Origin of the sequence: Streptomyces sp. NPDC048637 (assembly GCF_040650675.1) — a bacterium.
Classification (GTDB): Bacteria; Actinomycetota; Actinomycetes; order Streptomycetales; family Streptomycetaceae; genus Streptomyces.
Window position 1 is genome coordinate 433,188 of the sequence record NZ_JBEZHQ010000001.1, and the last position, 20,424, is coordinate 453,611.

General features: G+C 72.3%; 19 protein-coding genes. 14 read left to right on the top strand and 5 right to left on the bottom strand.

What is annotated here, in order from left to right:
- Positions 1-16: 16 nt before the first annotated feature.
- The 10 genes from AB0C46_RS02130 to AB0C46_RS02175 are packed head-to-tail and all read left to right on the top strand — an operon-like array spanning position 17 to position 11,594.
- A complete protein-coding gene (locus tag AB0C46_RS02130; RefSeq protein WP_362824967.1) occupies positions 17-1,273 on the top strand; it encodes an ATP-grasp domain-containing protein in 1,257 nt (418 codons plus the stop codon).
- Entirely contained in the window at positions 1,270-2,121 is an 852-nt protein-coding gene (locus AB0C46_RS02135) for a DUF364 domain-containing protein (RefSeq protein WP_362824969.1), read from the top strand. Before AB0C46_RS02130 ends, AB0C46_RS02135 begins: the two co-directional genes overlap by 4 nt.
- A complete protein-coding gene (locus AB0C46_RS02140) occupies positions 2,118-3,293 on the top strand; it encodes a pyridoxal-phosphate dependent enzyme (RefSeq protein WP_362824970.1) in 1,176 nt (391 codons plus the stop codon). Before AB0C46_RS02135 ends, AB0C46_RS02140 begins: the two co-directional genes overlap by 4 nt.
- Positions 3,290-4,405: a dipeptide epimerase gene (locus AB0C46_RS02145; RefSeq protein WP_362824972.1), complete on the top strand. Its 1,116-nt coding sequence runs from the start codon at positions 3,290-3,292 to the stop codon at positions 4,403-4,405. The genes AB0C46_RS02140 and AB0C46_RS02145 overlap by 4 nt, the downstream gene beginning before the upstream one ends.
- Positions 4,402-5,688 (top strand): MFS transporter, encoded by a 1,287-nt coding sequence (locus AB0C46_RS02150; protein WP_362824973.1) that lies wholly within the window; start codon positions 4,402-4,404, stop codon positions 5,686-5,688. The genes AB0C46_RS02145 and AB0C46_RS02150 overlap by 4 nt, the downstream gene beginning before the upstream one ends.
- Positions 5,689-5,708: 20 nt before the next feature.
- Entirely contained in the window at positions 5,709-6,500 is a 792-nt protein-coding gene (locus AB0C46_RS02155; RefSeq protein ID WP_362824975.1) for a class I SAM-dependent methyltransferase, read from the top strand.
- A gap of 51 nt (positions 6,501-6,551) precedes the next feature.
- Positions 6,552-8,138 (top strand): ABC transporter substrate-binding protein, encoded by a 1,587-nt coding sequence (locus AB0C46_RS02160; protein ID WP_362824976.1) that lies wholly within the window; start codon positions 6,552-6,554, stop codon positions 8,136-8,138.
- Positions 8,135-9,088, top strand: a complete 954-nt coding sequence (locus tag AB0C46_RS02165; RefSeq protein ID WP_362824978.1) for an ABC transporter permease — start codon at positions 8,135-8,137, stop codon at positions 9,086-9,088. Before AB0C46_RS02160 ends, AB0C46_RS02165 begins: the two co-directional genes overlap by 4 nt.
- Complete coding sequence (locus tag AB0C46_RS02170) at positions 9,085-9,996, top strand: ABC transporter permease subunit (protein WP_362824980.1); 912 nt, start codon at positions 9,085-9,087, stop codon at positions 9,994-9,996. The genes AB0C46_RS02165 and AB0C46_RS02170 overlap by 4 nt, the downstream gene beginning before the upstream one ends.
- Positions 9,993-11,594: an ATP-binding cassette domain-containing protein gene (locus AB0C46_RS02175; protein ID WP_362824982.1), complete on the top strand. Its 1,602-nt coding sequence runs from the start codon at positions 9,993-9,995 to the stop codon at positions 11,592-11,594. Before AB0C46_RS02170 ends, AB0C46_RS02175 begins: the two co-directional genes overlap by 4 nt.
- Before the next feature lie 96 nt (positions 11,595-11,690).
- On the opposite strand, the gene AB0C46_RS02180 is transcribed toward AB0C46_RS02175, so the two are convergent.
- The 3 genes from AB0C46_RS02180 to AB0C46_RS02190 all read right to left on the bottom strand — a co-directional run bounded on the left by AB0C46_RS02180 (position 11,691) and on the right by AB0C46_RS02190 (position 14,582).
- Positions 11,691-12,983: a cytochrome P450 gene (locus tag AB0C46_RS02180; RefSeq protein WP_362824984.1), complete on the bottom strand. Its 1,293-nt coding sequence runs from the start codon at positions 12,981-12,983 to the stop codon at positions 11,691-11,693.
- Positions 12,980-13,768, bottom strand: coding sequence for an alpha/beta hydrolase (locus tag AB0C46_RS02185; RefSeq protein ID WP_362824985.1), 789 nt, complete (start codon positions 13,766-13,768; stop codon positions 12,980-12,982). The genes AB0C46_RS02180 and AB0C46_RS02185 overlap by 4 nt, the downstream gene beginning before the upstream one ends.
- A 244-nt stretch (positions 13,769-14,012) precedes the next feature.
- Positions 14,013-14,582 carry a helix-turn-helix domain-containing protein gene (locus AB0C46_RS02190; RefSeq protein ID WP_362824987.1) on the bottom strand — a complete coding sequence of 190 codons (570 nt, stop codon included), beginning with the start codon at positions 14,580-14,582 and terminating at the stop codon, positions 14,013-14,015.
- A 65-nt stretch (positions 14,583-14,647) separates the two neighbouring features.
- On the opposite strand from AB0C46_RS02190, the gene AB0C46_RS02195 reads away from it, so the two are divergent.
- The 4 genes from AB0C46_RS02195 to AB0C46_RS02210 all read left to right on the top strand — a co-directional run bounded on the left by AB0C46_RS02195 (position 14,648) and on the right by AB0C46_RS02210 (position 18,511).
- Entirely contained in the window at positions 14,648-15,574 is a 927-nt protein-coding gene (locus tag AB0C46_RS02195) for an alpha/beta hydrolase (RefSeq protein WP_362824989.1), read from the top strand.
- A gap of 90 nt (positions 15,575-15,664) precedes the next feature.
- Positions 15,665-16,489, top strand: coding sequence for a M55 family metallopeptidase (locus tag AB0C46_RS02200; protein ID WP_362824991.1), 825 nt, complete (start codon positions 15,665-15,667; stop codon positions 16,487-16,489).
- A gap of 222 nt (positions 16,490-16,711) precedes the next feature.
- The gene (locus AB0C46_RS02205; RefSeq protein WP_362824992.1) at positions 16,712-17,449 is read left to right on the top strand and encodes a hypothetical protein; all 738 of its coding nucleotides are present in this window, start codon (positions 16,712-16,714) and stop codon (positions 17,447-17,449) included.
- Between the two features lie 324 nt (positions 17,450-17,773).
- Positions 17,774-18,511: a class I SAM-dependent methyltransferase gene (locus tag AB0C46_RS02210; protein ID WP_362824994.1), complete on the top strand. Its 738-nt coding sequence runs from the start codon at positions 17,774-17,776 to the stop codon at positions 18,509-18,511.
- A 134-nt stretch (positions 18,512-18,645) separates the two neighbouring features.
- Here AB0C46_RS02210 and AB0C46_RS02215 read toward each other — a convergent pair whose 3' ends face one another.
- Both AB0C46_RS02215 and AB0C46_RS02220 read right to left on the bottom strand, forming a co-directional pair.
- Positions 18,646-19,869, bottom strand: coding sequence for an RNA polymerase sigma factor (locus AB0C46_RS02215; RefSeq protein WP_362825169.1), 1,224 nt, complete (start codon positions 19,867-19,869; stop codon positions 18,646-18,648).
- Positions 19,870-19,877: 8 nt separating this feature from the next.
- The gene (locus tag AB0C46_RS02220) at positions 19,878-20,231 is read right to left on the bottom strand and encodes a YciI family protein (RefSeq protein ID WP_362824995.1); all 354 of its coding nucleotides are present in this window, start codon (positions 20,229-20,231) and stop codon (positions 19,878-19,880) included.
- Positions 20,232-20,424 lie beyond the last annotated feature (193 nt).

Sequence of the window (20,424 nt, forward strand, 5' to 3'; positions counted from 1 at the left end):
GCGAAGAAGGGAAACCGTGGCTCATCTGCTGATGGTCGAGAGCTGGGTCGGAGCGATGAGCAGGCTGCTCCCGCGTGCGATCCGTGAGGGCGGACACGAGTTCACCTTTCTCACCCGCGACCTGCACCACTACCTGCGTTCCGCGCCCGAGGGCGCCGCCCACCCGCTGCTCGGCGCCCGCAATGTGCTGACCGCCGACACCAACGACCTCGAAACCCTGCTGCCGTACGTCGAGCGGCTGCACCCCGCGCTCGGCTTCGACGGCGTGATCACCTCCTGCGACTACTACCTCCCGGCCGTCGCGCGGATCGCCGGCCGCCTCGGACTGCCCGGTCCGGCGCCCGAAGCGGTCGAGAACGCCTGTCGCAAGGACACGACCCGGCAGGTGCTCGCCGCCGCCGGGCTCCCCGGTCCGCGGTTCGCGGTCTGCTCGGACCGGTCCGAAGCTGCCGCCGCGGCGGCGGAGATCGGCTATCCGCTGGTGCTCAAGCCCGTCGACCTGTGCGCGGGCATGTTCGTACGGCGCGTCGACGACGAAGCGGAGCTGGCCCGCGCCTACCGCGCCCTCGACGGCTTCCCCGTCAACGCCCGCGGCCAGCGCCGGGCGCCCGTGGTCCTCCTCGAAGAGCTGCTCCACGGCCCCGAAGTCAGCGTCGAGACCGTGACGTTCGACGGCGGCACCGAGGTGGTCGGGGTGACCGACAAGAGCATCGGCGGGGCGCCGGCCTTCATCGAGACCGGCCATATGTTCCCCGCCCCGCTCTCCGCCGCCGATACGGCAGCGGCCGGGGAGACGGCCCGCCAGGCGATCGAGGCCCTCGGGCTCGACGGCCTCGTGGCGCACACGGAGATCAAGCTGACACCCGACGGACCGCGGCTGATCGAGGTCAACCCCCGCCCCGCGGGCAACCGCATCACCGAACTGATCCGCCATGTCACCGGCGTCGACATCGCCGCTGCCGCGGTGGACCTGGCCCGAGGAGAGCGGCCCGACCTGCGCATACGGGACACCGGGCTGCGCAGCGCCGCGATCGGCTTCCTCGTCTCGCAGTCCACGGGCGTGCTGGCGGAGATCGACGGCGCAGACCTCGTGCGGAAGGCGCCGGGAGTACTCGAAGTCCAGCTCGCCGAGCCCGGCAGGACGGTCAAGGAGGCCGGCAGCAACAACGAGTACCTGGGGCATGTCATGGCCGGCGACGCCGAGGGCCCGGCCGCGCGCCGGCACGTCGAAGCGCTGCTGTCCGAGCTGCGCCCGCGGGTGGTGAGCCGATGACCACCCCCACCACCCACCTTCCCGCCCCCGCCGCTTCGTACGACGACCTCGTGGCCCGGGTCCTCAGCGGTGACTTCGGGCCCGACCCGCGTACCCAGCGGGTCGCCGTCGCCTTCAGCACCCGGCAGGCCGTACGCCACGAGGGCCGCAGCGGCGGCTACCGCAACGAAGTGCTGAGCCTGCGGCTGGCCGCGGCGGTCGGCTCGTGCGCGGTGGAGCCCGGTGAGCTGCCGGACGCCGCGATCGAGGACTGCGTCGGCGCGGACCTGGCCCGCCTCCTGGCGCATGAACTGCGCCCGGTGCGGGTGGCGGCCCTCGACACCTATCTGATGCACGTCCTCCCGCACACGCCGGCGAACGGCGCCCGGTCCTGGTCGCTGCCGGCCGGGTCGTCCCTGCGGAAGTCCCGGGCCAGGGCACGGGCCGTCGCCGGACTGGTCGACGCCGCGCCGGGCGCCCGGGTGCTCGTGATCGGCGTGGTCAACTCGCTGCTGGAGGCGCTCCGTGAGCGCGAACTGTCGTATGTGCCCTGCGACCTCAAGGGCGGCACGACGGAGTGGGGCGAGCCGGTCCGCACCGACGCGCTCGCCGAGCTGGCGCACTGCGACGCGGTGCTCGCCTCCGGGATGACGCTGGGCAACGGCAGCTTCGAGGCGCTGCGGGAGCATGCGCTGCGCTACGGCAAGCCCCTGGTGATGTTCGCCCAGACGGGCAGCGCGGTGCTGCCGCGGTTCCTCGGCTCCGGGGTGAGCGCGGTGTGTGCGGAGCCGTACCCGTTCTTCTGGCTCGACGGCGGACCGGGCATCGTCCACCGCTACGGCGGCGAGGCATCCGGAGCCGCCCGGTGACCACGGCCGTCCGGCATCGCACCGGAAACCGGGAGCTGCTCGGCCTGCTCGGCCGCACTCCGCTCGCCCGGGTCACCGCCGACCTCCCCTGTCCGCACCCCGGCTTCTGGGCCAAGCTCGAAGGGCTCGGCGCGGGCGGCATGAAGGCACGGGCCGCCGTGTCCATGCTGCTCGGTGCCAGGGAGCGCGGCCAACTGCGGCCCGGCGCCCCCGTCGTGGAGTCCACCTCCGGCACGCTCGGCATCGGTCTGGCCTTCGCGGGCCAGGCGCTCGGCCATCCGGTCGTGCTGGTCGGTGACACCGAGCTGGAGCCGTCCATGCGCCAGCTGCTGCGGACCCACGGGGTCCGGCTCGAACTCGTCGACCGGCCGGCGGCCGAGGGCGGCTGGCAGGCGGCCCGGCTGGCCCGGCTGCGGCAACTGCTCGCCGAGCTGCCCGGCGCGTACTGGCCCGACCAGTACAACAACCCCGACAATGTCGCCGGTTACGCCTCCCTCGCCGCCGAAATGGCCGCCGAACTCGACCACTTGGACGTTCTGGTGTGCAGTGTCGGCACCGGCGGCCACAGTGCGGGTGTCATCGGCCCGCTGCGCCGGCACTGGCCGCAGCTGCGGCTGATCGGGGTGGACGCCACCGGCTCGACGATCTTCGGCCAGCCCGCCAGGGCCCGGCTGATGCGGGGCCTCGGCAGCAGCATCCATCCGCGCAATGTCGCCTACGACGCCTTCGACGAGGTGCACTGGGTCGGCCCGGCCGAGTCCGCCGACGCCTGCCGCAGGCTCGCCACCGGCAACTTCGTCAGCGGCGGCTGGAGCACCGGCGCGGTCGCCCTCGTCTCCGCATGGGCCGCGAGGGTCCACCCCGGAGCCGTGGTCGCCACCGTCTTCCCTGACGGGCCGCAGCGCTACCTCAACAGCGTCTACGACGACGATTTCGCCACCGCCCACGGCCTGGACCTGGCCACGGCCGCCACCCGCCCGGTCGAGATCCCGCATCCGACGGCCGCGGAGGCGACCGGATGGACCCGCTGCGGGACGGTCGCCGACCCGCTCGCGCCCCCGGCCGCGGACGGCGCCCGCCCGCCCGGACCGGCCGCGCGCCCCCACCAGCCGCCCACCACAACCGCCTCGCACCACTCCGCCCGCCCCACCACCTGGGAAGAAGCCCCGTGAAGGTCAGCCAGCGCACCGTACGACTCGAACTCACCGAGCCGCTGCGGATATCCCGCTCCACGATGGCGGCCCGCGACGCCGTATGGCTCGCCATCGAGCACCAAGGCCGGCGTGGCTACGGAGAAGCCGTCACCAGCACCTACTACGGCCTGGACGCCGCCACCCTCGGCCGGCTGCTGCACGAGGCCGCGCGGGAACTCGCCCGCTGCGCCACCCCCGAGAGCGCCCTCGACGCCCTGCGCGCGGGCGACCTGCCCGCGCCCGGCACGCCCCCGGCGGTGACCGCGGCCGTGGAGTCCGCACTGCTCGACCTCGTCGGGAAGCGCGCCGGCCTCCCCGTGCACCGGCTGCTCGGCGCAGCGGAAGCGCCGAGCGCCGCCACCGCCCGCACCATCGGCATCACCTCGTGCCGTGCGGCCGCGGAGCAGGCGCGCCGGCTGACCCGGCTCGGTTTCTCCGTCATCAAGATCAAGGCCGGTGCCCCGGACCCAGAGGACGACCTCGACCGCGTACTGGCGGTACGCAACGCCGCACCGCACGCCCGGCTGCTGCTCGACCCCAACGGCGCCTGGAGCCCCGTCCTGGCCGACACCCTGCTGCCCCGCTATGCCGGCCTCGGCGTCGAGGCGGTGGAGCAGCCGCTCGCCCCCGGCGACCCCGAGACACTGGCCGCACTCGCCGAACGCTCCCCGCTACCGGTCATCGCCGACGAGGACGCGGTCGGCTTCGAGGACGCCCGGCGGCTGGCCGGGCGGGTGCACGGCATCAATGTCAAGCTCGCCAAGTGCGGCGGGGTCACCGCGGCGCTGCGCATCGCCGACCTGCTCGCCGGCAGCGGCACCGCGCTGATGCTCGGCTGCCTCACCGCCAGCACCCTCGGCCTCGCCCCGGCCGTCCACCTCGCCGACCGCGCCCGATGGACGGACCTGGACGGCCACCTGCTGCTCGCCCACGACCCCTGGACCGGAATCGGCGGCACGGACGGCACCGTACGCGCAGGCGGGGAACCGGGCCTCGGCGTACGGCCGGGTCACGGCGTACAGCCACCGGGGGAGGAGGGCGCGGGCCAGGAGACGCCCGAGCCGGTCAGCGACGGGGAGGCGAACCGGTGAAGACCTGGCACGAGATGCGCCAATTCCCGTTCGCCATCCGACTGCTGCTGATCAACCAGCTCGGCGTCAACACCGGCTTCTATCTGCTCATTCCGTACCTCGCCGTGCACCTCGGCGTAGACCTGGGAATGTCCGCGGCGGTCGTCGGGATCGTCCTCGGCATCCGCAACCTCAGCCAGCAGGGACTGTTCCTCATCGGCGGCTCGGCCGCCGACCGGCTGGGCGCCCGCGGTGTCATCATCGCCGGCTGCGCACTGCGGACCGTGGGCTTCGGCCTCTTCGCGCTCGGCGACGGCCTGGCCGTACTCATCGCGGCGTCCGTACTCTCCGGGCTGGCCGGAGCGCTGTTCAACCCCGCCGTACGGGCCTACCTCGCGCAGGAGGCGGGCGGGCGCAAGGCCGAGGCGTTCGCCCTCTTCAACGTCTTCGCGACCACCGGCGCCCTGATCGGTCCGCTGCTCGGCAGCGCCCTGCTGCTGGTCGACTTCCGGGTCTCCGCACTCACCGCCGCCGCGATCTTCGCACTGCTCACCGTGGCCCAGGCCGTGGTGCTGCCCGCCTCCAAGGTCGCCCCGGCGACCAACAGCGTCCTCGGCGACTGGCGCGAGGTCCTCGGCAACCGCGTCTTCCTCGCCTTCGCGCTGGCCATGGTCGGCATGTTCACCATGCAGAACCAGCTGTATCTGCTGCTGCCCGACGGCGCCCGGCGGGCCACCGGCTGGGACGGCGCGGCCGGTCTGGTGTTCCTCATCGGCACCGTCGCCAACCTCGCGCTGCAGATGCGGATCACCCGCGCACTCAAGGAGCGCGGGGACCGGGCCCGGTGGATCAGCGCCGGACTCGGCCTGATGGGCCTCGGCTTCGTGCCGCCGATGGCCGTCGCCGGCCTGGGACCGTCCTCCGGCGGACTCGGCGACGCCGCGCTGCGCGCACTGCCCGTACTGGCCGGAGCACTGCTGCTCTACCTCGGTGTCATGGTCGCCCAGCCGTTCGTGATGGAGCTGATCCCCGCCTTCGGACGCGCCGAGCTCACCGGCACCTACTTCGGACTCTTCTACGTGGTCTCCGGGATCGCCGCGGCGGTGGGCAACTACGTCGTCGGCTGGGCCATGGACACCGGCGAACTCGCCCGTGCTCAGTGGCTGCCGTGGGCGTGCTGCCTGTGCTTCGGCCTCCTGTCCGCGGCCGGTGTCGCCTGGCTGCACCGGCTGCGCGGCCTGCCGGGGCAGGCAACCGAGGCGGTACCGGCCACGGCGGCGCCCACCACGGCGGAAAAGGCCTGACCACACCCATGGAAACGGATATGAACAGCGAAAACCTGCTGACCGACCACCCGGAGCTCTACGAGGCCCGCTTCCCCGACGCCGAACGGCTCGCCGGCCGCTGGGCCGAGGACTGCCTGCGCCGGCACCGGTCGGGAAGCCGCGTCCTGGACCTCGGCTGCGGCACCGGACGCGACGCCGCCTATCTGCACGGTGCGGGCCGCACCGTCGTCGGCGCTGACCTCTCCGCCGCGATGCTGGCACACGCCCGCACACAGCACCCCGGACCGGACTACGTACAAGCCGACCTGCGCGACTTCGACCTCCACGAAGGCCCCTTCGACGCCATCGTCTGCCTGGACAGCGCCCTGCTCTACTGCCACACCAACGCCGAACTCGACGGCTTCCTCGCCTCCTGCCGGCGCGGCCTGGCTCCCGGCGGGCTGCTCGTGGCCGAGATGCGCAACGGCGCCTTCTTCCTCGGCCGGACGGAACTGCTCGACGCCCCCGCCGTCAACGACTTCATCTGGCGCGGCACCGCCTACACCTCCACCACCACGCTGTACGTCGACCGCGCCGCCCAACTCCTGCGCCGCACCCGCATCTGGACCACCGACGACGGCACCCCGCCACACGAGCAGCGGTCCGCCTGGCGGCTGCTCTTCCCCCAGGAGCTGCGCTACGCCCTCGCCGCGCACGGCTTCGAGGTCCTCGATCTGCACGACGGGCCGGGGCCGCGGACGGACCCGGCCTGGCACGAGGGCGCCGGGCCGGGCGAGTCCGCCGACGGGGACCGGCTCCACCTCGTCGCCCGGCTGACCCGGCACAACTGACGCCCGCCCGACCTCCCCTCCGCCCACCCGCGCACAGCAAGGAAACCCGCCATGTACGAAGGTCCCGTCACCGACCCCCGCTTCCCCGGCCTGCGCCGCCGCGGCTTCCTCGCCGCGGCCGGCGGGGTGGCCGGCCTCGGCGCGCTCGCGCTCGCCGGCTGCGCGGGCCCCTCCGGGGACGCCGCTGACGGCGGCGGCAAGCCCCGGCGCGGTGGGAAGCTGCGTGCCGCCTTCGCCGGCGGCGGCGCGAGCGAGACCCTCGACCCGCACCTGGCCAATCTCTTCGCCGACGCCGCCCGCGCCAAGGCCCTCTTCGACAAACTCGCCGACTTCGGCGCCGATCTCTCCGCCGAGCCGCGGCTGGCCGCCTCCTGGGAGCCGAACTCCGCCCTGGACCGCTGGACGGTGAAGCTGCGCAAGGCGTCCTTCCACAACGGCAAGCCGGTCACCGCCCGCGATGTCCTCTACAGCTTCCGCCGCATCGCCGACCCCGAGAAGGCGTACCGCGCCAAGGCCTCGCTGGAGCCCCTCGACCTCAAGGCGAGCCGGGCCGTCGACGCGCGCACCGTCGAGTTCGCGCTGAAGCGCCCGACCGCCGAATTCCCCAACCTCCTGGCCGCGTTCGGCGCCTATATCGTCCCCGACGGCGCGACGGACTTCGACACGAAGCCGGTCGGCAGCGGCCCCTTCCGCTTCGTCTCCTTCACCCCCGGACGCTCCGCCGTCTTCCGGCGCAACGACGACTACTGGGACGGTGCGCCCTACCTTGACCAGCTGGAATTCCTGGTCGCCAACGAGGAGTCCGCACGCGTCAACTCCCTGCTGGGCGGCCAGGTCGAGTACGCCCACGAGCTGACGCCGACGACCGCCCGCGCACACGAGGGCAAGGGGCAGATCGAGATCGTCCGGCTGCGCAACAGTGCGATGCAGGCATTCGCGATGAAGACCGACCGGGCGCCGTTCGACGACCAGCGGGTGCGTGAGGCGTTCTTCCTCCTCGCCGACCGCAAGGAACTCGTCGACGGCGCGCTCTCCGGCGCCGGCGAGGTCGGCAACGACCTGTTCGGCAAGGGGTACGAGTACTACGCGGACGGTCTGCCGCAGCGCGAGCAGGACCTGGACCGGGCCCGCCACCTGCTGAAGAAGGCCGGCGCCGACGGGCTGCGGGTCACCCTGGACACCTCGGCCGTCGCCGCCGGGTTCACCGAGGCCGCAGCCATCTTCCGTGACCAGGCCGCCAAGGCCGGAGTGCACGTGAAGGTGGCGATGGGCAGCAAGGACAGCTACTGGCAGGACACCCTCGACTCCGGAACGCTGTGCTGCTACCGCTCCGGCGCGATGCCCATCGAGTCGCACTTCTCCCAGCGGCTGCTGTCCGGCTCCACCACCAACGCCACCATGTGGCACCACAAGGACTTCGACGCGCTCTACCAGCAGGCCCAGTCCACCAAGGACAAGCAGGACCGGGCCGCCGTGTACACACGCATGCAGCGCCGGCTGTACGCCGAGGGCGGCTTCCTGGTCTGGGGCTTCGCCGACTGGATCCTGGGCACCGCCCGCAACGTCCGCGGGGTGGCGCACAAGGCGCCCGCCAACACGCTCGACTGGGCCCGCTTCGACAAGGTGTGGCTCGCGTGAACGGTCTGCGGTCCTGGCTGGCCCGGCGGCTGCTGCTCGGCGCCGGGCAGACCGTCGCCGTCGTCCTGCTCGTTTTCGCCCTCACCGAGGCGCTGCCCGGCGACGCCGCGGTGGTGCTCGCCGGCGACCAGCCCGACCCCGGGCGGATCGCGGCCATCCGGGAGACCATGCACCTGGACCGGCCCGCCCACGAACGCCTCGTGGCGTGGGCGGCCGGGCTGCTGCACGGCGACCTCGGCAGTTCGCTGGCCTCGGGCCGGCCGGTCAGCTCCTACCTCGCCGACGGCTTCGGGCCGACCCTGCTGCTCGCCGCGCTCACCCTGCTCCTGCTGGTGCCGCTGGCGGGCGGCCTCGGCGTCCTGGCCGCCCGCCACGAAGGACGGCTGGTAGACCGCCTCATCAGCTCGGTGACGCTGGGGGTGTACGCGGTACCGGAGTTCGCCTTCGGGGTGCTGCTGGTGACGGTCTTCGCGCTGCGCCTGGGCTGGCTGCCGCCGACCGCCGTGGGCTACGGCGACGATCTGCTCGCCCACCCCGCGGCGCTGGTGCTGCCCGTACTGGTGCTGCTGTCCCGTCCGGTGTGTTCGCTGGCCCGGCTGGTCCGCGCGGGGATGATTGACGCGCTGGCCTCGCCGTATGTCGCGCAGGCCCGCCGCTATGGCATCCCCGGCGCGCGCATCCGCTGTGCGCACGCCCTTCCCAACGCCCTTGCGCCCGCCGCCCAGCAGCTCGCCCGCACGGTCGACTGGCTGCTGTGCGGTGTCATCGTCGTGGAGGCTCTCTTCGTGATTCCCGGACTCGGAACGGTCCTGATCAACGCCGTGGCGGAACGCGATGTCCCCGTCATCCAGGGGCTGGCGGTCGTCTTCGGCTGCGCCGCCGTCGTCCTCAACCTCGGTGCGGACCTGGCCACTTACCGTCTGGTGCCCCGAGCGGGGGTGGCGGCATGAGCCCCCGTACGGCATCCGCAGCGGGCCGGTTCACCTTCGCGCTGCTGATCATCACCGTCCCGCTGCTCCTCGCCCTGCTCGGGCCGCTGTTCGCCGGGGAGCCCGGACCACGGGCCCCCTCGTTCACCGTCGGCGGCGGGCACTGGGCGGGTACCGACTTCGTCGGCCGGGACGTCTGGCAGCAGGTGCTGCTCGGCGGCCGCCCCGTGGTCCTGGCCGCCCTCGCGGCGACGGCGCTGGCCTACGCGGTGGCGCTCCCGCTGGGCCTCATCGGTGCGCTGACCCACCGCCGCTGGCTGGAAGAGCTGTTGATGCGGCCGCTGGACGTGCTGCTCGCCGTGCCGTCGCTGCTGATCATTCTGCTGGTGGCGGCGGTCCTGACGCCCGGTGCCGGCGGACTCGCGCTGCTGGTGGCACTGGTCAACATCCCGGACGCCGTGCGCGCCGTCCGGGCCGCCACCGCCGAAGCGGCCGCACGGCCCGCGGTCGAGGCACTGCGGATGCAGGGCGAGACATGGTGGCGGACGGCCGTGGGCTACGTCGGCCGGTCGGCCCTGCGCACCCTCGCCGCCGACGCCGGGGTCCGGCTCACCGGTGTGCTGTACCTGGTCGCCACGGCCGCCTTCCTCGGCGTCGGCGCCGAACCGGACGCCGCCGACTGGGCGGTGATGGTCGACCGCAACCGGACGGGCATGTTCGTCCAGCCCTGGGCCGTCGTGCTGCCCGCCGTGCTGATCATGGCGTTGACCATGGGCACCAACCTGCTCTTCGACGCCGCCCTCACCCGCCGCGACCGAAGGCCGGAACGGGACCGCGCACCGCGGCCCGTCCGCACCCCTGCAGCCCTGCCCACCGACAGCACGCCCCCCGGGACCGGGCGAGACGAGAAGAGCGATCCGTGCACATGAACCAGGCCCCTGAGGCCCAGGACCAGGCCGCTCGGGTCCAGGACCTACGCGTCGAAATCGACGGCCGCGCCCTCGTCGACGGAGTGAGTCTGCGGGTGCCACCCGGCCGGATCACCGCCCTGATCGGCGCCTCCGGCAGTGGCAAGACCACCACCGGCCTCGCCCTGCTCCACGAGTACCCGCCCGGCGCCAGGGTGACCGGCGAGGTGCACGTCCCCGACACCCTCGTCGGCTACGTACCGCAGCACCCCGCCACCGTGCTCAACCCCGCCCGGCCGGTCGCCGCCCTCCTCCAGGACATCGCACGCACCCAGGTACGCCATCTGCCCCGCCGCGCCCGCCGGCCCGAGATCCGGCAACGTATCCTGCGCGCGCTCGCGCAGGCCCAGCTCCACGACGGCGAAACCCTGCTGCACCGCTACCCCCACCAGCTCTCCGGCGGCCAGCAGCAACGCGTGGTCCTGGCCCAGGCCCTGCTGACCGGCGCCCGCACCGTCGTCGCGGACGAACCGACCACCGGCCAGGACGCACTGACGAAGCAGCAGATAGCCGGCCAGCTGGCCGCCGTGGCCCGCGAGGGCATCGCGGTGCTGCTCCTGAGCCACGACCTGGATGTCGTCCGGGCCCTGGCCGACGAGGTCCATGTCATGCGCGCCGGCCGCATCGTGGAATCCGGCGCACCGGAACAGCTCTGGAGCCGCCCTCAGCACTCCTGGACCCGGGAACTCCTCACCCCTGCTGCCTCCGCCGAGCCGTCGGACGGCCCGCTCGCGCCGAGCACGGATGCCGGGACACCGGCCGGCGAAACCACCTCCGGGCCGGCTGCCGCCAAGGATGCGGTACTCCAGGTGCGGAGCCTCACCGCCCGCCACGGCAGGTCCACCGCCCTGCACACCCCCGAACTGCTTCTCCCGCCCGGCTGTTCGGCCGTCGTGGGCCGCTCCGGCAGCGGCAAGACCACCCTCGCCCGCTGTCTGGCCGGACTCCACCGGAGCTACGACGGCGAGGTCCTGCTGGACGGCACCGCCCTGCCCCGCAGCCTCCGCGACCGCACACGCGAGCAACTGGCCGCGGTCCAGTACGTCTTCCAGGATGCCCGGGCCGCGTTCGACGAACACCGCCCGGTCCTCGGCCAGGTGATGCGCAGCGCCATCCGTCTGCGCGCCGTTCCGCGGCCCGCGGCCCTGGCCGAGGCCGAGCTCACCCTGAGCACCCTCGGGCTGTCCGGTGACCTCGTACGCCGCCGGCCCGCGGAGCTCTCCGGCGGTGAACTCCAGCGCGCCGCGCTGGCCCGCGCCCTGCTGGCCCGCCCCCGGGTCCTGATCTGCGATGAGATCACCTCCGGCCAGGACACCGTCACCCGCCGCAAGCTCCGCACGCTCCTCGCGGAACTTGTGCGGACCCACCCGGAGATGTCCCTGGTCCTCATCACCCACGACCGCGACACCGCGACCCTGGCCACCCGGATCGCCGTGCTCGACGGCGGCCACCTCGTCGAACAAGGCCCGGCCGGCCACCTGCTCACCACCCCCCAACACCCCCTCACCGCGGCATTGCTGCAGCAGGCACCCGACGTCACGGCCATGTCCCCGCACTGATCTCGGGCCGTCACCGTGGGCGTACGGGGATGATCCGACAACGCGGCGAGGCGCGGTGCCAGGCGCCACAGACCCACGGAGATCAGGAGATGCCCCCTACGCCCCGGGCGGCACGTCCACCAGTCGCAGCGGCAGCGACTTCAGACCATGGATGAAGTTCGACACGAGCCGCTGCGGCGGACCGGCGACCGCCAGGGCAGGGAGCAGGCCGCAGGTCTCCTCGTACAGCACCCGCAGTTGCAGCCGGGCGAGATGCGCCCCCAGACAGACATGCGGACCGTCGCCGAACGAGACATGGGGATTGGCGGACCGGGCGAGGTCCAGCCGGTGCGGGGCGGCGAAGACCCGCTCGTCGTAATTTGCCGAACCGTGGAACACCACCACCTTTTCGCCGGCGCGAAGGTGGCGGCCGGCCAATTCGGTGTCGTGGGCCGCGGTACGGCGGAAGCTGACCACCGGCGGATGCCAGCGCAGCAGCTCTTCCACAGCTGCCGCCGTCCCCACGGCGCCCGTGCGCAGCAGGAGGTACGCCTCCGGGTGCCGGGCCAGTGCCAGCAGTCCGCCGGGGGCCGCGCTGCGTACGGTGTCATTGCCCGCGATGGTCAGCAGGAAGAAGAACATCTCCAGCTCGGGCGTGGCCAGTTCGGAGTCCGAGGCGAGCACCGTCATCACATCGTCGCCCGGATACCGCCGTTTGTGGGCCGCCAGCTCCCGTGCGAAGCCGAACATGTCCTGCAGCATCGCCGGGGAGCGTGGGTCGGCGGGCCGCCCGTCCGGGCCGGATGCGGGCGGACCTGATTCGTCCGGGTCCTGGTAGCCGATGACCCGCCGGGTCCAGTCCAGGAGCAGCCCGCGCTCGGCGGCCGGCACACCGAGCAGATCGGCGAGGTTGAGCAGCGCGAAGTCGTCGGTGACCGCGGTGACGAGGTCACTCACCCCGTTCCCGGCGCGTGCCGTGGCGACCGCCGCCGTCAGCAGGTCACGGGCCCGCTCGCGTACGGCGGTGCCGAAACGGCCGATCTGGCGAGGGGTGAAGGTACGGCTGACCGAACGGCGCAGCCGCCCGTGGTCCGGGGGATCCTGATTGAGCATCATGCGGCGGATGAACGGCAGGTCGGCAGGGTCGGGATCCCGGATCTGGGTGGCGCCCAGGTGGGAGGAGAAGGTGCGGGCGTCCTTCAGGACCCGTACGACGTCCTCGTGGCGGGTGACCGCCCAGAAGCCCGGCCCGGCGGGCCAGCCGAGCACCTCGTGCTCCTCCTGCCAGGCCACCGGATACCGATCGCGCAGGAGCCGGTACGCCGCATGCGGCAGCCCGTCGGCGTAGCCGCGCGGGTCGAAGACGTCCGGCACCTCACGGTCCGCGGCACCGGCTGCGGGCACGGTCATCCGGCTGCCGTTCCGTCATCGTCGGCACGCAGGAAGTCCTCCACGGCCCGGATGAGTTCCAGCGGCGTCTCGTCCATCGCGTAATGCCCTGCCGAGGGCAGCTCGACCAGCTCACTGCGGGTGTACCACTGCATCCAGGTCTGACGGGTCAGCTCGGCGTTCAGCGCGGGATCCAGCGTGCCGGTCACCGCCAGCGCGGGCACCGCCGAGCCCTCGACCTCGGCCGCGAACCCCTCCCCGGACCAGGAGTCCAGCCAGGAACGGAACGCCTTCGGATCGCTGCACTCCAGTGACCGCCGCACCATCCGGTCCAGCCAGGCGGCGGGGCGCTGCCCGCCCGTGGTGAGGTCGATGATGGCGCGCCGGTTCTCCGGGGTGTGGGCTGCGGAGGAGAACAACTCCCACTCCTGCGGCGGCAGTGGCAGACCGGAGGCGGGGACCGGCGAGATGCCGACCATCCGCCGTACCCGGCGCGGCGCCGCGGCCAGCACCCGTTGGACGACGCTCGCGCCCATCGAATGGCCGATCACCGAGAACCGGTCCCAGCCCAGACGGTTGGCGAGCGCCAGCACATCCGCCGCCCCCTCGCCGGTGGTGTACGCGCCGACCGCGCCCTTCGCCTCTCCGTAGCCACGGAGATCGACCAGCGCGTACTGGAAGGCGTCCCGGTCGAGGTCCGGCCGCACCGGGTCGAAGGCGGACCGGTCGGCGAACCACCCGTGCACGGCGATGACCTTGTGCGATCCCGCGCCGTGCAGGACATGAGGCAGTACGAAGGAAGCCACGCTCACTCCAACCGTGTGACGGCACCTGCCGACGGTGACGGCCAAGGGCCCTGTGCGACCACAGTGGCCGTCACCTCCCTGCCCCGCAAGGGCGCCACGGGCCCGGTGCGCCACGGGGAGCAGGTTCACCATGAACCGTGGACCGAAGTGCAGTCGCCGAACCGATCCACCGCGGTGACGGGCCGGCCCGGTAGCGGACCACCGGCTCCGTGGAGGGACGGTCCGGCGTCGGGTGCCGGGGGGCTCAGCGGCGTGGATCGGTCCCCTCGTCCGCAGTGGGCGAGGGCGGTTCCTCGGTGGGGAACAGAATCGGGCTGAGCAGGTGCCTGGTGCGGTCCGGTGCGGGTTCATTTCCCATCCGGGACACGATCGCGCTGCGCATCTCACCGATCATCTCGATGAGTTCGTCCTGACTGAGCCAGAGCGTGTGCTGGCGGTAGCCGACCAGGTCAGCGCTCGGGTCGGCGCCGTCCCGGTCGAGGTAGGTGTGGAACTCGGCCAGCAGGGTGGCCATGGCCGCGGCGAACGCCCGCCGGTGGTCCTCCGCCGACAGTGCCGCGGCGGTGTCGGCGTCGATCACCGCCCGCGCGCGCTGCAGCCGGTACCGGCGTTCGACGGCGCCACGCACCCGTTGTTCGCCGGCCACCTCAAGGAGGCCGGCGTCGGCGAGCAGACCCACATGCCGGTACACGGTGGCCTTCGAGGTGTCGGGCAGCAGGGCGCACAACTGCGAGGTCGTGAGCGTCCGTCCGCCGGACATGGCGTGCACGATGCGGAGCCGCACCGGGTGCAGGAGCAGGTCGACCGTGTCCATGGACATACGATCTCACATCAGATACCTTTCTCAAAGTTAAGAACAGTGAGTCGAAGGAGCGGAACATGTCACACCAAGCGCCGTTAACCCAGCCCGAAGCGGCCGTCGCCCCCGCACCCCCGCTCGGGCGTCTGCAGGACGTCGGGGGACGGAAACTGATGGTGCATCGCAGCGGCACCGGGGGCCCGGCCGTGGTGTTCCTCCCGGGAGCCGGCCTGGTCGGTCTGCATTACCTGAACGTCCACGACCGCATCGCCGAAGTGACCACCAGCGTGCTCTATGACCGCGCGGGCACCGGCTGGAGCGAACCCGTCGCGCTGCCCCGCACCGCCGCCGCGGTCACCGACGAACTCCGCGACCTGCTGCGCGCCGCCGGCGTACCGGCGCCCTATGTGCTGGTCGGCCACTCCCTGGGCGGCGCCTACGCGCGCCACTACGCCCAGCGCTTCCCCGACGAGGTGGCCGGTCTGCTCCTCCTGGACCCCTTCCATGAGGACCTCCTCGACCATGTACCTCAGCAGTTGCAGGAGCGGCAGGAACAGCTGAACAGCCAGGACCTGCCGGACCTGACAGCGGACCAGCTCCAGCAGTTCCGCGCCGCACTCACCCAGCTCCTGGCGAAGTGGCCGGACCCGGTCCGCCGGCCGCTCCTCGAACACCAACTGGCCGCGTGGCGGACCGGATGGTACGAGGGCCGGAACCTCCACGGCGAGGTCGCCGACGAAATCCGGCGGGGGCCGGCCCTCCCCGATGTGCCGATGATCGTGCTCACCGCCCTGGGGTACGACGTCACCCAGGCCCACCTGTGTTCCGAAGAAGAGATCCGTGCGATCAACGCCGCCAAACACGACCTGCATGCGCAACTGGCCGCATCGGCCGGCCGCGGCGAGCACCGCGTCCTGAACGATGCCGGACACGGCTTCCTCCACGAGGACCGCCCGGACGCCGTCCTCCAGGCGATCAGCGAACTGCTCGGCGAGGCGGGCAGCTGAGTTCCCGCACAACGGGGGTGATCAGGCTCAGCGCGGGGCTCACAAAGGCGGTGCCCCTCTCTTCGGTAACGCACACCCAAGGAGCGTGTTGTGAAGATCTTCATCTCCTCCGACATGGAGGGCACCGCAGGCATCGTGGACTGGTCCCAGTGCCGCCCCGCGGAGCCTGAATACGCCTACTACCGGGGCCTGTTGCAGGAGGAAATGAACGCCGCCATCGAGGGGGCGATGGCCGGCGGCGCGACCGAGTTCCTGGTCAATGACTCACACTCGACGATGGCCAATCTGCGTCCCGACGCCCTCGCCGGCCGGGCCCGCTACCTCTCCGGACGGCACAAACCGCTCTACATGATGCAGGGCCTGGACGCTTCGTTCGACGCTGTCTTCTTCGTCTCCTACCACGGCTCGATGTCGGGCGCCCCGGCCACGCTGTCGCACACCTACAATCCGCGGGCCATCAGCGAGGTGCGGCTGGACGGGGTGATCGTCGGGGAGAGCGGCATCAACTCCCTGGTGGCACTGGGCCACGGTGTGCCGGTGGTTCTGATCACCGGCGATGAGACGACCGCCGACGAGATCACCCCCTTCTGCCCCGGAATCCGCAGTGCCGTGGTCAAGTCCTCGGTGTCCCGGTTCGCCGCGGACAGCTGCCATCCGGTGGAAGCCCGAGAACTCATCCACGAGACCGCACGGGAGGCCGTACAGACGCTGCCGCGGGCCAACCCGCCACGCATCGCCCTGCCTGCCACGCTGACCATCCGGTTCCGCAATCCGGACCTCGCCGAGATGGCTACCTGGATCATCGGCGTCGCCCGTGTCGACGCCGTCACCGTCCGGCTGACCGACGAGGACCCGATCCGTCTCTACCGCACGTTCGTCACCGTCGTGGTGCTCACCCGGGGCATCGCGGAGTGAAGTGCCCGGGCGGCCTGACCCCGACCGACTCCCGCTCCCCGGCGCAGCGGACCCGGGCCGGCCGGCGGGGGAGCGGCCGCCGTGTATGTATCGGATGATCGACCGGGTATGCCACCGGCGCATTCAGAGCGATGCGGCGCGCGCCCGGCCGGAGGGAGGAATCTGCCCCTTAAACCTCCACTTCGCATGTCGCGTTTTGCCTCACGGCTCGTTGTCGCTCACGTGATTCCCTGCAGCAGCCCGACCTCGGGCATCAACAGCACCAAGAGACCGCAGAGCGTCAGCTGGGCCGGACGTATCGCCCTGATCGAGCCCGCCCCCAGATGGGTCCGCTACGCCCGCTATCTCGCGCCTCATTGGAAGGGCATGGCGCGCCTCGACAGCGGAAACGGCATCGGCGCCCTCCCTGCCGCGCTCCTCCTTCTGCTCGTCGGCGCCCTGCTGTTCGGCGCCGGCGGAGCAGGAGCGGCCCTGGCGGTACGAGCCGCCAGCGGCGAGCCCCATCTGCTCGGATTCTGGCTGGCCTTCGACACCGCCACCGCTTTCGTCCTGACCACTTCCTACTGGCTGGTGAGCCGCTATGGCCTGCGGTTCTACGACACCGAACCCGCCGACAACGAGATCTGGCGCCTGGTGACTGTCGCCAACACGGCCTGGCGCGCCCTTCCCCGCTCCCACCGCCGTATCCACCAGCCCCGGCTGCGCGCCGCCAACACCGCCGCACGTCTTCTGCTCACCGACCACACCGATACCCGCACCCGCCAGGCACTGGCCGCCCACACCGAACTACTGCGCCAACTGTCCGTCGCCGTGCTGCCGGACACCCCACCGCACGACCAGGCGGAGGAAGCCCTCACCGCCGCCCTCGCGCACCTGACGGACGATTGCCAGAGCCTCCGGGACGCCTCCACCCCCACCCCACCCACCCCCCTCCCGTCGCTCACCGCCGCTCCGGCATAGCGGTCCCGCACCGCCGGCCTCGCCCGGTAGCCACTGCCCCTCCTCACGGCGCGCCCGCTCTGCCCTCCCACCACTGAGCAGCAGCGCTGCCGGGTCACACCGTGCCGTGGGGCGGCCGGCCTCGGTGCACTGGCTCCGCCGCCGTGCCAGCCGCGTTTCCGCTGCCGCTCCGACTGCGGTATCCGTCGCCGTGCCGACTGCGGTAGGTGTCGAGCAGTCCGCCGGAGCGACCGCCGGCGCCCGCGAGGTGGCTGCTTCCTGAGCGGCGTCGGGGCGGCGCAAAAAGCAGGTGCATACGGTCTCCGGCACTGTGAGGATGCGCCGGTGAACCGTGAAGAGATCTCCAGGATCGCCCATGCCCATCACCCGATAAAGTCCCCGCTCGACGACGAGTCGGTGCGCCTCCTGCTGGATCGCGGCATCTCGCGCGGTGACGAGCGCGTACTCGACTTCGGTTGCGGCAGCGGGGAGTGGCTCCTGCGCGCCCTGTCTGCCCATCCGGGCCTGCACGCCGAGGGCGTCGACATCTCCGAGGCCGCCCTGGCCGATGCCCGTGCGGGCGCGACCGAGCTAGGGGTGGAGGAACGCCTGGCGCTCCACCACCGGTCGGCTGCCGACTTCGTCTCCCCGCACTCGTTCGACCTGGTGCTGAGTTTCGGGGCCACACATGCCTTCGGCGGCCTGCTCCCCACCCTTGCGGCGGCACGCGAGCACCTGGCACCCGGCGGACGTGTGGTGATCGGTGAAGGGTTCTGGGACCGCGAGCCCTCCCAGGAGGCCGTCGACATGCTCGGGGACTTCACCGACCTGGCGACGACCATGGACCGCGTCATCGCCGACGGCTGGACCCCTGTCCATGGGCACGTCAGCACCCGCCAGGAGCTGGACGACTACGAATGGGCCTGTTGGGGGTCGCTGGCCTCCTGGGCCCTGGAGCACCCCGCCCATCCGGACAGCCCGGAGGCGCTCGCCCTGTCCGTCACCCGCCGCTCCGAATGGCTGCGCGTCTACCGCGACACCTGGGGTTTCGTCAGCCTGGTCCTGCGTCAGACTCCTCGCTGACCTTGGGGAGTCTGACGTTTCGTCGGAAGCGCGGGGCGGCCTCGGGCGGCCTCGGATGGCCTCGGGCAGCCTCGGGCGGCCGAGAAGGCAGTGGCCCCCCGCCGCCCCGCAGACCGCACGCTACGCGGTCCTCGTCAGTCTCCGGAAAGTGCCTGAAGGCTGCGCCGCAGGAAGTGGCGTTCGGCCGTGTTGTCGGTGCGGGTGAGGGCCTTCTCGTAGGCCTCGGCCGCCTCGGCCTTGCGGTGGAGGCGGCGGAGCAGGTCGGCGCGGATGGCGTGGAAGACGTGGTAGCGGTCGAGGGGGAGGCTGTCGACGAGAGCGAGCGCCGCCTCCGGTCCCTCGACCTCGGCCACCGCGACGGCGCGGTTCAGGGCCACGACCGGGCTCGGGTCAAGGGCGAGCAACTGGTCGTACAGCTGAAGGATCTGCCGCCAGTCGGTGGCGGCCGCGGTCGGTGCGTCAAGGTGGACCGCGTTGATGGCCGCCTGAATTTGATAGGGGCCGGGCTGGTTGCGTCGCAGGCACCGCCGGACGAGGGCTTGGCCTTCGGCGACCAGAGCGCGGTCCCAGCGGCTGCGGTCCTGGTCGGCCAGCAGTACGAGGTCGCCGTCCGGGCCGGTACGGGCGGCACGCCGCGATTCGGTCAGCAGCATCAGCGCGAGCAGCCCCACGGCCTCGGGCTCGTCGGGCATGAGCTCGGCGAGCAGCCGCCCGAGCCGGATCGCCTCCCGGCAGAGGTCCTCGCGGACCAGCGACTCACCCGAGCTGGCCGTGTGGCCCTCGTTGAAGATGAGGTAGACAACGGCCAGTACGGCCCGAAGCCGGTCCGGGAGGTCGGCGTCGGTCGGGAGGCGATAGGGGATCCGGGCGTCGCGGATCTTGCCCTTGGCCCGGACGAGCCGTTGCGCCATCGTCGGCTCGGTGACCAGGAAGGCGCGGGCGATCTCCGCGGTGGTGAGCCCGCCGAGAAGCCGGAGCGTCAGCGCGACCCGGGTGGCGGGGGCGAGCGCGGGATGGCAGCAGGTGAAGATCAGGCGGAGCCGGTCGTCGCGCACGGGTCCCTCCTCGGCCGGCTCGCCGCCGGCGTGCAGCAGCGCGGCTTGTGCGTGTCTGTCGTCGCGGGACGCTTCCCGGCGCAACCGGTCGACCGCACGGTTACGGGCAGTGGTGATGATCCACCCCGCCGGGCTCGGGGGCAGCCCGGCGGACGGCCAGCGCTCGACCGCTGCGGAAAAGGCGTCCTGGACCGCTTCCTCGGCGACGTCGATGTCACCGAAGACGCGGACCAGGACGGCGACCGCACGCCCGTACTCCTCGCGGAACACGCGCCCGACCTCGGCTGCGGTCGCCTCCGGCATGCCGGACGTCACCCGCAGGATCCGTGCTGCAGCGGCCTGACCTCGATGGGGAGCGTGGTGGCGCGGGCGAGCTTGCGGCCCCATTCGAGCGCGGCGTCGAGGTCGGCGGCCTCGATGACGCTGAACCCTCCGATGTGCTCCTTGCCCTCGATGTACGGGCCGTCGGTCGTGAGCATCTCGTTGTCCTTCTGCCGCACCACGGTCGCCGTGCTCGGCGGGTGCAGGCCCCCGGCGAACACCCAGGCGCCGGCCGCTCTCAGCTCGGCGTTCAGGGCCTCCACGTCCCGCATGATCGGCTCCAGGAACTCCGGCGGCGGCGGAGGCCCGTCGGGCTGGTAGATGCTGAGCAGGTAATGCGTCATGGTGTGCCTCCTCGGCGGATCGCCGGGCCGGCGCTGTGCCGGCCTCTCACCCTCTATACGAACGGCCCCCTCCCGAATCGACACCGTGACACGACCGGCCGCAGATTTCCTTGCCCGCTTCTGCAGCGGGGCCGCGGAGCCGCCGTGGGTGAGTGCGCCGAACGGTCTGCTCCATTGGGGGAATGGATGCCCG

What these genes read in the sequence shown, in the direction of transcription:
- AB0C46_RS02135 (WP_362824969.1), top strand. Translation starts at nt 1,270, where the DNA reads ATGACCACCCCCACCACCCACCTTCCCGCCCCCGCCGCTTCGTACGAC.
- AB0C46_RS02155 (WP_362824975.1), top strand. Translation starts at nt 5,709, where the DNA reads ATGAACAGCGAAAACCTGCTGACCGACCACCCGGAGCTCTACGAGGCC.
- AB0C46_RS02160 (WP_362824976.1), top strand. Translation starts at nt 6,552, where the DNA reads ATGTACGAAGGTCCCGTCACCGACCCCCGCTTCCCCGGCCTGCGCCGC.
- AB0C46_RS02170 (WP_362824980.1), top strand. Translation starts at nt 9,085, where the DNA reads ATGAGCCCCCGTACGGCATCCGCAGCGGGCCGGTTCACCTTCGCGCTG.
- AB0C46_RS02175 (WP_362824982.1), top strand. Translation starts at nt 9,993, where the DNA reads ATGAACCAGGCCCCTGAGGCCCAGGACCAGGCCGCTCGGGTCCAGGAC.
- AB0C46_RS02180 (WP_362824984.1), bottom strand. Translation starts at nt 12,983, where the DNA reads ATGACCGTGCCCGCAGCCGGTGCCGCGGACCGTGAGGTGCCGGACGTC.
- AB0C46_RS02190 (WP_362824987.1), bottom strand. Translation starts at nt 14,582, where the DNA reads ATGGACACGGTCGACCTGCTCCTGCACCCGGTGCGGCTCCGCATCGTG.
- AB0C46_RS02195 (WP_362824989.1), top strand. Translation starts at nt 14,648, where the DNA reads ATGTCACACCAAGCGCCGTTAACCCAGCCCGAAGCGGCCGTCGCCCCC.
- AB0C46_RS02215 (WP_362825169.1), bottom strand. Translation starts at nt 19,869, where the DNA reads ATGCCGGAGGCGACCGCAGCCGAGGTCGGGCGCGTGTTCCGCGAGGAG.
- AB0C46_RS02220 (WP_362824995.1), bottom strand. Translation starts at nt 20,231, where the DNA reads ATGACGCATTACCTGCTCAGCATCTACCAGCCCGACGGGCCTCCGCCG.